This is a genomic window from Calothrix sp. CBUCES-K 9914, assembly GCF_059640475.1.
The window spans coordinates 17677-29748 of sequence record NZ_JBXXZH010000110.1; the positions used below are offsets into that span (position 1 = coordinate 17677).

13 protein-coding genes and 5 tRNA genes are annotated in these 12072 nt (G+C 38.9%); 14 read left to right on the plus strand and 4 right to left on the minus strand.

Going from position 1 to position 12072, the window contains the following annotated elements; all coding sequences use genetic code 11:
* The first annotated feature begins 67 nt into the window (after positions 1-67).
* From AC2JBO_RS23210 to AC2JBO_RS23265, 12 genes are all read left to right on the plus strand, one after another.
* On the plus strand, positions 68-898 hold the full coding sequence (locus AC2JBO_RS23210) for a TIGR02452 family protein (protein WP_496956002.1): 831 nt from the start codon (positions 68-70) through the stop codon (positions 896-898).
* Positions 899-914: 16 nt separating this feature from the next.
* Positions 915-985 (plus strand) — tRNA-Gly (locus AC2JBO_RS23215).
* A gap of 4 nt (positions 986-989) precedes the next feature.
* Positions 990-1062, plus strand: a tRNA-Arg gene (locus AC2JBO_RS23220).
* A 35-nt stretch (positions 1063-1097) separates the two neighbouring features.
* Positions 1098-1838, plus strand: coding sequence for an RNA ligase family protein (locus AC2JBO_RS23225; protein ID WP_496956003.1), 741 nt, complete (start codon positions 1098-1100; stop codon positions 1836-1838).
* Positions 1839-1845: 7 nt separating this feature from the next.
* Positions 1846-1919, plus strand: a tRNA-Ala gene (locus AC2JBO_RS23230).
* 5 nt (positions 1920-1924) lie between these two features.
* A tRNA-His gene (locus tag AC2JBO_RS23235) sits at positions 1925-1999 on the plus strand.
* 247 nt (positions 2000-2246) lie between these two features.
* The gene (locus AC2JBO_RS23240) at positions 2247-2411 is read left to right on the plus strand and encodes a hypothetical protein (RefSeq protein ID WP_496956004.1); all 165 of its coding nucleotides are present in this window, start codon (positions 2247-2249) and stop codon (positions 2409-2411) included.
* Between the two features lie 202 nt (positions 2412-2613).
* Positions 2614-2685: transfer RNA gene (locus tag AC2JBO_RS23245), tRNA-Lys, on the plus strand.
* Between the two features lie 35 nt (positions 2686-2720).
* Entirely contained in the window at positions 2721-3947 is a 1227-nt protein-coding gene (gene tuf / locus AC2JBO_RS23250; RefSeq protein WP_496956005.1) for an elongation factor Tu, read from the plus strand.
* 123 nt (positions 3948-4070) lie between these two features.
* Positions 4071-5030, plus strand: a complete 960-nt coding sequence (locus AC2JBO_RS23255) for a GNAT family N-acetyltransferase (RefSeq protein WP_496956006.1) — start codon at positions 4071-4073, stop codon at positions 5028-5030.
* A 279-nt stretch (positions 5031-5309) separates the two neighbouring features.
* On the plus strand, positions 5310-5654 hold the full coding sequence (locus AC2JBO_RS23260) for a hypothetical protein (RefSeq protein WP_496956007.1): 345 nt from the start codon (positions 5310-5312) through the stop codon (positions 5652-5654).
* 236 nt (positions 5655-5890) lie between these two features.
* The gene (locus AC2JBO_RS23265) at positions 5891-6430 is read left to right on the plus strand and encodes a Dps family protein (RefSeq protein WP_496956008.1); all 540 of its coding nucleotides are present in this window, start codon (positions 5891-5893) and stop codon (positions 6428-6430) included.
* A 170-nt stretch (positions 6431-6600) separates the two neighbouring features.
* Here the strand turns inward: AC2JBO_RS23265 and AC2JBO_RS23270 are convergent, their stop codons facing one another.
* The 4 genes from AC2JBO_RS23270 to AC2JBO_RS23285 all read right to left on the minus strand — a co-directional run bounded on the left by AC2JBO_RS23270 (position 6601) and on the right by AC2JBO_RS23285 (position 9568).
* On the minus strand, positions 6601-7005 hold the full coding sequence (locus AC2JBO_RS23270; RefSeq protein WP_496956009.1) for a TIGR02588 family protein: 405 nt from the start codon (positions 7003-7005) through the stop codon (positions 6601-6603).
* Positions 7002-7883, minus strand: a complete 882-nt coding sequence (locus AC2JBO_RS23275; protein WP_496956010.1) for a TIGR02587 family membrane protein — start codon at positions 7881-7883, stop codon at positions 7002-7004. The genes AC2JBO_RS23270 and AC2JBO_RS23275 overlap by 4 nt, the downstream gene beginning before the upstream one ends.
* A 182-nt stretch (positions 7884-8065) precedes the next feature.
* Positions 8066-8338 carry a GlsB/YeaQ/YmgE family stress response membrane protein gene (locus tag AC2JBO_RS23280; protein WP_496956011.1) on the minus strand — a complete coding sequence of 91 codons (273 nt, stop codon included), beginning with the start codon at positions 8336-8338 and terminating at the stop codon, positions 8066-8068.
* A 510-nt stretch (positions 8339-8848) separates the two neighbouring features.
* A complete protein-coding gene (locus tag AC2JBO_RS23285; protein WP_496956012.1) occupies positions 8849-9568 on the minus strand; it encodes a response regulator in 720 nt (239 codons plus the stop codon).
* A 677-nt stretch (positions 9569-10245) separates the two neighbouring features.
* Here AC2JBO_RS23285 and AC2JBO_RS23290 point away from each other — a divergent pair.
* Entirely contained in the window at positions 10246-10671 is a 426-nt protein-coding gene (locus tag AC2JBO_RS23290; RefSeq protein ID WP_496956013.1) for a response regulator, read from the plus strand.
* A 24-nt stretch (positions 10672-10695) separates the two neighbouring features.
* Positions 10696-12006 carry an ATP-binding response regulator gene (locus AC2JBO_RS23295; protein ID WP_496956014.1) on the plus strand — a complete coding sequence of 437 codons (1311 nt, stop codon included), beginning with the start codon at positions 10696-10698 and terminating at the stop codon, positions 12004-12006.
* Positions 12007-12072: the final 66 nt, after the last annotated feature.

A 12072-nucleotide genomic window follows, 5' to 3' on the forward strand; every position in this document is an offset into this window, starting at 1 on the left:
TAGGCGCCATAAAGTCCTTGAGATATTCCACCTGGCTGAGTGGTCAGCTAAATTATGCACAGTCAAAATGAAACGAACTGCAATAGCTCAAAACACACTCTCAATTTTAGAAACAGGTCATTATATTCTAGAGAATGGTAATCAAGTTGATATCAAACAAGAATTAGCATCCTGTGTAGATAACACAAAATGCTACAGCCCTGATAATCTCTTTGATATCCAGCAAAAAGTTCTTTCAACTGCTCCTCAATTCTCAAATACTGATTTTGAAGTGAGGAATGAAACAAGCTTGATGGGGGCAGAACGTATTGCACAAAGCCAAAAATATCAAAAAATTGGTGTTCTCAATTTTGCTTCTGCTAAAAACCCTGGAGGTGGTTTTCTTAAAGGCGCTCAAGCACAAGAGGAAAGTTTAGCACGTAGTAGCGGACTTTACCAAAGCCTTTTAAAATGCCCTGAATACTATGATTTTCATCGCAGTAATAAATCACTTTTATACAGCGATAGAATGATTTATTCTCCTGGTTGTCCAGTTTTTAAAGATGATGAGGGAACGTTATTACAGCCTTATTTCGTTGATTTGATTACAAGTCCGGCGCCTAATGCTGGGGAAGTTAAAAGAAATCAACCACAGGATGTTAATAAGATTCCTGAAGTGCTTCGAGTTCGCGGTAGTAAATTACTGAGTTTAGCTGCTGATAATGGTTGTGATGCTTTAGTGTTAGGCGCCTGGGGATGTGGTGTATTTAGAAATGAACCATCAATGGTTGCCCAAATGTTTGCTGATTTATTGTTACCCAATAATCCATTTTGGGGCAGATTTAAAAGCGTAGTTTTTTCAGTTTTTGACTCAAGCAAACAGCAAGAAACATTTAGAGAATTTAACCAAAGGTTTTAGTATCCTTTTTTAACTTGCGGATATGGTGTAATGGTAGCATCCGAGTCTTCCAAACTCCTGGCACGAGTTCGACCCTCGTTATCCGCTTCGTGGGAGTATAGCTTAATGAATAGAGCATCCGGCTTCTACCCGGACGGTTGTAGGTTTAAGTCCTACTACTCCTGCTTTCATATACTATATTTGAGGAAAACTAAAATGAATGGAATTACAACGAAAGCCTCTAGGTACTAAAAACTACGGTCACATACCACACTTGCCTGGTTCTCGGATGGGTCCTAGTGATTATAAATGCAACGAAGGTCAAAACCGTATCTCTACTGAGAAAGCGCGCGATAGGCATGATAATATCATCGTTCAAGAAAAGCTTGATGGTTCAAATGTGGGAATTGCCAGAATTGATGGCAAGATTTACTCCCTAACACGCGCGGGATATTTAGCTGATACATCTCCTTTTGAGCAGCATTGGTTATTTGCCAAATGGGTACATAAACAAGAAGATAGGTTCTTAGCTGTTCTTAAAGATGGCGAACGATTATGTGGCGAATGGTTAGCACAAGCTCATGGTACTAGATATAACTTGCCACACGAGCCTTTTGTTGCATTCGACATTATGCAAGGTAAGCAAAGAAGCCCTCTTACAGAAGTAACAGAGCGTATAAAAGATTACGGCTTTATTCAACCACGCTTATTACACACCGGAAATCCTTTTACCATTGAACAAGCTCTAGAAGCAATTCAAGTTTCTGGACATGGCGCCGTTGACCCTGTTGAAGGTGCAATTTGGCGGGTTGAAAGAAACACATTAATAAGTCCAGGTAAAAGTTCCGAACGTGTATGGAAAGTTGATTTTCTAGTTAAATATGTCCGTCCTAATAAGTCAGATGGAATTTATTTACCAGAACTCACTGGCAAAGAAGCTGTGTGGAATTGGCGAGAGTAAACAATACGGGGTCATAGCTCAAATGGATAGAGCGCTAGTCTTGCAAACTAGAGGTTAGGGATTCAAGTTCCCTTGATTCCATTGTGGCGCCTGAAGCCGAAGTGGTCGAGGCACTTGTTTGTGAAGCAAGTAATTAACGGGTTCAAGTCCCGTCAGGCGCCCATTACATGGAAGATGCTGCTCATGGGAGAGCAACTGGCTTTGAATACCAGGGTACGGCAGGGATGTCGTAGGGGTTCGATCCCTCCATCTTCCTTAATCTACCAGAGGCGGAAATAGTGACGCGCTGTGCCGATAACGCAGTTGTAGCAGGGGCAGTACCTGCCTGGTAGACATAATACGGAAGATATTGCTCAAGGGAGGGCAACCAGCCTCGAAAACTGGGGCAGGGTAATACCTGGAGGTTCGATGCCTCTATCTTCCGTTTCCTTACTAAAAAATCCCTCTACCAAGGGATTTGGCGCCGACTCTCCGACAGTTGGATGGGTAGTTCAACTCTACCTAGAGGGGCTAAATATATGGAAGGTGCTGCTATGTGGATGGCGACTGGTTTGGAATACCAGAGTGCAGTAGAGATGCTGTAGAAGTTCGACTCTTCCACCTTCCTTGTGGGCTAACAACTTTTTTTTAAGGTTGCTTTGCTCTTCTTTCTTTGTGTTCTTTGTGCCTTTGTGGTTCAAAAAAATAAACCACAAAGAACACAAAAGTCACAAAGGAAAATACATAACTTTATGGGCAGGCAGGGATGCCTGCTCCACAAGAGATATATATACCTGAGTGGTTGGCAGAGCGGTGATGCAGCTGGCTTTTAACCAGCACCAGAGAGGTTCGACACCTCTACCACTCATTAACCTACATACAACTAAAAGGAGTAACAAATGCATGGCGCGCGCTAAGTTTAATCGGACTAAACCCCATGTAAACATTGGCACTATTGGTCATGTTGACCACGGTAAAACTACGTTGACGGCAGCTATTACAATGACTCTGGCTGCGCTTGGTTGGTCTAAACCTACAGGATATGATCAAATTGACTCGGCGCCTGAAGAAAAGCTGCGCGGTATTACAATTAATACTGCTCATGTTGAATATGAAACAGCGTTGCGTCATTATGCCCATGTAGACTGCCCTGGTCATGCTGACTATGTAAAAAACATGATTACAGGCGCCGCGCAAATGGATGGGGCAATATTAGTAGTTTCTGCTGCTGATGGTCCGATGCCTCAAACGCGCGAGCATATTTTGCTAGCTAGGCAAGTTGGTGTACCTAAGTTAGTTGTTTTCCTCAACAAGGAAGATATGGTTGATGACTTAGAACTTCTTGAACTAGTTGAATTGGAAGTTCGGGAATTACTGAGTGAATATAATTTCCCTGGTGATGAAATTCCTATCGTTCCTGGTTCAGGTTTATTAGCGCTCGAAAAAATGACTGCTAACCCTAAAACTCTACGCGGTCAGGATGAGTGGGTTGATAAAATCTATAGCTTAATGGATGCTGTAGATTCTTATATCACTACACCAGAACGAGAAGTTGATAAACCTTTCTTACTCGCAGTTGAAGATGTGTTTACTATTACTGGACGTGGTACGGTTGCTAGTGGTCGAGTTGAACGCGGCAAAATTAAGGTTGGCGAAACTGTGGAATTAATAGGCGCCACAACCCGCACTGCTACAGTTACAGGTGTGGAAATGTTCAAGCAAACGCTTGATGAAGCTATAGCTGGTGACCAAGTAGGTTTATTACTTCGAGGTGTACAAAAACATGAAGTTGAACGGGGGATGGTTATTGCTAAACCTGGTTCAATTACACCACATACCAAGATGGAATCTGAAGTTTATGTGCTTACAGAAAAAGAAGGTGGTCGTAAAACTCCTTTCTTTGCTGGGTATCGTCCACAGTTCTTTGTACGCACTACAGATGTAACTGGTACTGTCGAAGCTTTCACCGCTGATGATGGTAGTGAGGCACAAATGGTTATGCCTGGTGATAGAGTTCAAATGACTGTTGAACTACTTGAACCTATTGCTGTTGAAGATGGTATGCGTTTTGCTATCCGTGAAGGTGGTCGTACTATTGGTGCCGGTGTTGTCTCAAAGATTATTAATTGAAAGCACGCTTTGTGTTACTACATTAAGGGGCATTTTTGCTCCTTTTTTTATGCCTATATTTCCGAAAACTTAAAATTATTTTTGTAGTATTTAAGTAGTATAAACTTGAATAGGGAAGTCGAAATGCTAACCATAAACAGGCGCCCTTTACAAGGTGATGAAGATTTACTAGTAATTGCAAATCTCATCAACACTTGTAACGAAGTTGATAAATTGGATAATGGCGCATCCGTTCAAGAACTGCGTGAAGAATTTAATACTCCTTCGGTTGATAAAAAACTTGATATACAGTTATGGGAAGATGAAGATGGTATACTAATTGGCTTCGGGAATTTGTGGATTACTGAGCCTAATCAAGTAATTGATGGTTATTTGAATATGTATGTTCACCCTCGCGCGCGCGATAAGAATTTAGAAACAGAAATTATCGAATGGGCTGATATGCGAATGCGCGAAGTAAAAATAGAACGTGCTTTCCCCGTAAAACTACGAGTAGGCGCCCGTTCTACTCAAACCGAACGCATTAAACTTTTGGAAAATAATGGTTTTACAACTGACCGTTATTTTTTTAGGATGGAGCGTAATTTGAATGAACCAATACCCGAAGCGCATTTTCCAAACGGTTTTATTTTACGCTGTATAAGTGGTGAACAAGACGCAGAAGCTTGGGTTGATTTACATAATAATTCGTTTATTGACCATTGGAATTTTCATCCAATAACGGTTGAAATGCTCAAATATTGGCTTCAAGAATCTTCATATCGAAGTGATTTAGATTTAGTTGCTGTTACAGGTGATGATTCTTTTGTTGCACAATGTTACTGCTACATTAATCTTGAAAGCAACGCGCGTACAGGACGTAACGAAGGTAATGTTGGAATTTTAGGTGTTCGACGCGGTTTTAGAAAGATTGGATTAGGTAGGGCAATGTTACTTTCTGGCTTACAACGTTTGAAGCAAGCTGGTGTGCATACCGTGCGACTTGGTGTCGATGCTGATAACCCTAACGGCGCCTTACGTTTGTATGAGTCGGTTGGTTTTCAAAAAGTTTATACTAGTATTAATTTCCTGCGTGAAGTGTAGAGACGCGATATATCGCGTCTCTACTCTATCGGAAGAGTGAACCGATTAGTACTAGAGATATATCAATCTCATTCTGAAGATTGATTCATATTTGAAGGCATAATTAGTAAAAGAATAATAGGCTTAATTTGAGTGAACTACAGTTAATTTGATTTTAGAAATTAATTTTTTCTATCTTGTTGCAAGAAGCGATATTTAGTAGATTACTGATAATAGTTAATACTGCAACAGCACTGTAGTTTTAGTATTTTTGCCGTTTTTTATCTAGAGAGTAGTTTGATGATGAAGAATTTTTTACGCACTGTTGTTATCGTTTTTACCTGCGCTTTCATCTTTTTGACAAATGCGGTTCCTGCGTTTGCGATTGAAAGCTACAAAAGCGATGTCAGAGAAGGTGAAACACAGTTATTAGAAACTCAGAAATTAACTGACGAAGTTTCGAGATATGCACCTGGTACTCCAAATACAGAACAGACTCAAGAGCGCACGAACAATGGTGGTTTGAATGAAATTCAGGGTACCGCTGATATTGAGCAGATGAAGCGTCCTGAGAATTCTCAAGAAGCAGTTTCTGTTGAAGATGAAATTAATAATTTACTCGGTAAGGTAACTGGCAAAAAGTAAGACATTAAAATGTAGATACGTTTAAACCTCCGGTTTACACGCAGGCATTAATCACGTATCTACGATGTGTAATTTTGCAAGAAATGCAGTTGTGGAAAATCTTGATGGCAAGAAGCTGTCAAGATTTTTTTGTACCGTAAGATATTTCTTTATAAATCATAATATTACCTTTGGTTGATGTTGTTTACTGCTCTGTAAGCGAACCTAGAAACAGGAAAGCTAAGGAACAAAAAAACATGCGTAAGCTAAACATTGGTTTAAGCGAAGAACAACGTAACGGTGTAGCCAAGCTATTAAACGAAGATTTGGCTAACTCTTATCTATTATTGGTTAAAACCAAAAAATTCCACTGGGATGTAGTCGGTCCTCAGTTTCGCACACTGCACCAGCTTTGGGAAGAACAATACCAAGCTTTAACCGAAACTATTGATTCTATTGCAGAGCGTGTTCGTACTTTAGGTAGTTATCCTGTTGGTACAATGGAAGGATTTTTGAAAGTTACAACTCTCAAGGAAGACCCAGGTGATATCCCTGTTGCGACTGAAATGGTTGCACGTTTGGTAGATGACCACGAACAAATTATTCGCGGTTTGCGTGAACACATCGACCAGTGCAGCGAAAACTTCCATGACGAAGGTACTGCTGACTTCTTAACTGGTTTGATGGAAGGACATGAACAAATGGCTTGGATGTTACGTTCATTCATCGAAGGCCAAGCGCTTCAGCCAGATGGTACTCAAATTAATAAAGCAATGAAAACTCCTGCTAGTGTGTAATCTGAAGCTTAAGCAACGCATCTTAAAGGATTCTAATTGGGCTATAATTCCCTCCGCTCGTAGATAAGCGATTTTGAGGAATCAAAACAGGGCGCAAATAATACTATTTGCGCCCTTATATATAATTTGATTAAATTTGAGATAGTCAAAGCCGAGGACACAGAGCAAGTTTAGGGTAACTTATAACTTGCAACTCGTATTTTTAATTCACCCTTACTAGGGTCAGTGTCAAAAATAAAGGCACCCTCTTCTTTTTCTTTACTTGACAAAAAATCTATTTGCTGCTCTCCAGTTTCTTCAACTTGATTATTAACTTTTAATTCAGCTAATATTTGTACTGACTCAGCGGTTTTATCACCGTCGTTTATTATTTCAAAGGGTACGTAGTATTTACCGTTTGCTTCACGAGTTGCTTGTTTGGTTTGTACTGAAAGAATTGGCGCCTGTTGCTTATCAGTTACCCCTGTATATATAACTAAACCTATTATTCCTGATAAAATTGCTGCTGCGGCGCCAAACGTTATCCACTCAGCGAGTGTACGTTTAGGTTGTTCATTTTGTGCTTGACTCGTCATATCGCTAACCTCCCCGCTGCACCCCCAATACTTGCTGGTAAACCTAATAGCAGTACATGGTCTAACCACATTGTCCAAGGGTCATCAAAAGTTAACTTCTGAAAAAACCATAGCATAAACATACTAGCAATTAATGATACTAGATATGCCATAATTGTTTCACTCAACGGTCGCTGAAAAATTCCGCGTTGACTAAAGCGTTTTTGCTGGTTAGAGAATCCGGCTTCAAATACAATAGCATAAGTAAGTATTAAGGATGTGCCAATAACTGCTAATAACCAATTTGGGGAAGTTGCGGCTGCTAACATTGGTATTTCATCGGTCGGTGCAATATTAAATGCAATAACTGTGGCGCCTATTAATGTTCCACCAATATCACCTAAAGTGGCATGTAAATCATCTTCGTTCTTAGTTTGGTTATTTGATTGATTTTTTCCGTTTTTACTTCCTGATAAAAACTGGTTTGCTAATGCTACACCAAGCGTAAATGGAACGCTTTCATATACAATTTTACCAACTGACTCTTTTAAAAAGTTATCAAACGTTAACTCACGCAGTAGTGCTAGCATAAATGCCGCGCAAATTATGCCGATAGCCATTGCTTCAACTGTATCAACAATAGCTTCATATGGTCGATGCTTTTTTGAGTATTTATGGAAGCCTTCGGTACGGTTGAGTATGTAAACAACGCAAAAAGTTATTAATATTGCCACTAATATCATTCGCGGTTGTACTAGCGACCCTATCCACCAAACTTCCATTGTGTAAAGTAGCGGAATGCCAAATAGAAACCCTCCACAGGCACCTCGTACAATATCTTTTATTTCATTTGACCATATTTCTTGCTTAGTTTTGTGCTTATAATTTTCTACACTCATGTGATATTTATTTTTGCGAATTAATAAAATGATGGGCACAACTATAATAGCTGTACCCTAGTGTGATATTACATTGTATCAAAAAACATTTCTCTCATCCTACAAATTATTTAATTAATATTTAGTTAAGCTTGAAATCATCCCCAATGTACCTGATTACAAGCTCTTGATTTATGACTCGATTATACTGCACTGCTACGAGTAAATAAACCCCATAAGAAAATAGCGACTAATGCACCAATTACTGCAACTACTAAACCAGGAATGCTAAGTGTAGCTGCTGTTAGCTGTAATGCTCCCGTCTCAAAGAAGGTCACTAAGCTACCTCCTAAAAATGCTCCGATAATTCCTAAAATCATAGTAGCTAAGATACCGCCACCTTGACGACCTGGGTAGATAGCTTTAGCTATAGCACCAGCAATTACACCGAGAACAATCCATGCTAGAAGATTCATATCTTTTTCCTCAAAGTTTTTTTTGGTCTTCTTATCTTTCTTTAGAATATCAATGATATTTATATAAGTCGTCTATCAACGGTGATAAATGCTAACAATACTTTTGGTATTATTCAGTAGGTCTAAATGAGTAAATAAATCGGTATAATCCGATAAGAGTAGGGTGCGTAACGCTATAAACAAATTTAAACGTAGCTATAAAACTTGTGGCGTTACGCACCATAATGAACAAATTTAAACGTAGCTATAAAACTTGTGGCGTTACGCACCATAATGAACAAATTAAAATAAGCCCCCCTAAATCTGAAAGGTGAGCTTAAACATTGACTACGATAAAATTTATATCTATATAATTGGAGTCCAAGTTTCTCTTACTGCACAGGTGAAACACCTGTGCTACAATTGCGACTGCAAGAAACTTATTTATTATCAACAAAAAAAATTAATACTATGCTTTTACTAAATAGTATTACTAAACAGTATAGAGTGCGCTTGCTAGCTGAATGGCACTTATGCAACTAAACCAGAACGTAACGCGCGCACTGCCGCTTGTGTACGGTCATCTGCACAAAGCTTATTCAAAATGTTGCGGACGTGGGTTTTAACTGTGCCAACAGTGATGTATAGCTTTTCTGCAATCTGTCCGTTACTACACCCAGCCACTATCAATTCTAGTATCTCTAATTCACGCTGTGTTAATGGATAAGTTTCCAACACTTGCTCATATTCACTATCAAGTGCCTCAATTTTAACCGTCTTCGTTTGATTCGGCGCCTCGTTTTCGGGCAAGACATGACGCATTTGCCGTAACACGACGTTGGCAATAGCTGGGTCTATCCATGAGTTGCCTGAATAAGTAGCTTGAATCGCTTCTGTTAACTTATCAATACTGGTATCTTTCATATAATAAGAGTCTGCACCAGCCGCAAACGCTGCCAACACAGTATCTTCATTATGATTCATTGTCAGTACTAAAATTTTAGTTAAAGTATTGCCTGTTTCGTGCTGAAATTGACGGAATCTCCGCGTTAACTCGATACCATCCATATCAGGCAATCCAATATCGACAACCGCTACATCAGGTTTAGCTGTTTCTAATAACTTTAAACCTTTAGTCGCGTTTCCAGCTTCACCGATGACTTGAAGCATACTATTTGACTGGAGAGCTGCTTTTAACCCCATACGGGTCAAGTCATGGTCTTCGATTAAAACTATACTTATTTCACTCATTGCTATACTCGCTGTAATCTAATAGTATCAGCCTCAAACTGACTTTTTGGGTATTTCTTTTATGATTTTTCAATCCTTAAGATAGATGATATTCTTGTAATAATACATCCACCAATGGAAATAAGGCACTCATAAGACTTTTGCTACTCTCGATAAATTAAATACTAGCTTTAGATATATGGTAATCACAGTGATAATTATGATTAAATACTATGCCTCTAACTTGCGATAGTTAATCCTTGATTTTTGTATTCCTCATGAAGTAATTATTTTGCTAGTTTGCTTCGAGGCGCCTCATGCATGTAAATGTGTTCTAGTTAATAATTTTGAACTGTCGCACGATTTTAACTGTACACAAGCAGTATATCCTCAAAATGAAACCAGTCAACACAAATAAAGTATGTATAATTTGTTGCTTCTACACCAATTTGCCTGCATTAAAATTAGCTCTAACCATTGAAAGAAGAATAAATTGGCATAAATGACTTATAATGGTATCTTAGGATTAAGCTTGTAGCATATTTTACAAGCATAAAAGCAGTATATTGTAAGTAAGGAAATTAAGTTTCTGTTAACAATTTCTATAGTCTTGTAGAATAGCGAGTAATCGCAGTTAATAGAAGAGTGTTTTCCAAAGAACACTGTTCGGTAGAATAACACCATTTTTAGTCAAGGCTATGCCAGAACGAATGATTAATATACTACTTGTGGAGGATGACGAAGTTGATGTAATGAATGTAAGACGCGCGTTTAAGAAGGCAAATATCAAAAACCCACTGTTTACTGCAAGCAATGGCTATGAAGCTCTTGAAGTTTTACGAGGTGGTAACGACACTCTTATGCCCAATGAACGGCGCTTAATATTGCTCGATTTAAATATGCCTAAAATGGGTGGAATCGAATTTTTGCATGAATTACGCTCAGATACACTCCTGCGAGCAACACCAGTAGTGGTGATGACAACTTCTAACCAAGACCAAGACCGAGTTGAAGCATATAATCTAAATGTCGCTGGTTATCTTCTCAAACCAGTTACTTTTAATAATTTTATTGAGTTAATGGCTACATTAAACAGCTACTGGATGTTATCTGAAATGCCATAAAATATATAAGTTACCCTTTACGCGATGGAACGAACGCTCTCAATACTAGTCGTAGACGATGATGAAGTTGATCGAATGGCTGTACGCCGTGCGCTGTTAAATGCAGGTGTACTAATGGAATTGTCAGAAGTTAGTTCTTGTTCTGAGGCAATTGCCCAAGTCAATAGTAACTCATACGACTGTATTTTTCTTGACTATCGCTTACCAGATGGAGATGGAATAAGTTTAATTTCTCAACTACGTGCAGCAAATATTAAGGTTCCACTCGTTGTGCTGACTGGACAAAGCGATGAACAAGTTGCTGTTGAATTGATGAAAGCGGGTGCGAATGATTATCTTTCTAAATCAAAAGTATCATCAGAAACTCTTGCACAGGTGTTACGAAATGCAATTCGAGTTTATCGCGCGGAAATGCAGGCAGAGGAAGCAATGCAGCAGCTACGCGAAAGTAATAAAATATTGGTTGAGAAGAATAAAGAGTTGGAGGAACAGCGTCAGCAAATTCAACAGCAAAATACAAAGCTTTTGGAAGCATCGCAACTCAAGTCAAAATTTTTAGCAACGATTTCGCACGAGTTGCGAACACCAATGAATGCTATTATTGGGTTTTCGCAATTTCTGCTGCGTCCGAATAAATTTGGAGAGCTTTCAAATTCTCAGCGCGATATGGTTCAGCGCATTTTTAATAATGGTAAGCATTTGTTAGGATTACTCAACGAGGTGCTGGATTTTTCCAAAATTGAATCAGGACAACTCGATTTAAAACCCCAAATATACGACATATCAACCGTAATTAACAGCATTGTAGGGGAAATGATGCCGACAGCACAGATGAAACACTTGTCGCTTGAAGTTATAAGTAACTTAGATGATACAATTGTTTACAGTGACCCACTGCGAGTCAAGCAAATTTTGATGAATTTGCTCTCAAACGCAATTAAGTTTACAAAAACTGGTGGAGTTTATATTAAAGTTGAAGAAGCATCCTCTAACAGGATTGTAATTTCGGTTTGTGATACAGGTATTGGTATAGATAGTAACGAAATTGATAACATATTTGAAGTTTTCCGACAAATCGACCAAGCAATTAATCGTGAATATCCAGGTACAGGGTTGGGATTGGCGATTGTTAAGGCACTTGTCAATATGATGTCTGGTACGATTAAAGTCGAAAGTCAGTTGGGTTCTGGTTCTACATTTCGCGTCGAGTTACCTCGTCAAGTTTATTCTCCAAATGAACAATTGCAAGAAGACGCTATGATGAAGAATTTTTTAGATAATAAAAACATCTCCACAAAGTCTGATGTTTTATCTCATCCGTCTGATAGAATATAGCTCTTTGAACATAAGTCGCTTGGTAGAAGACGCAAAGTTACATTTACACCTACAACTAGAGGAATA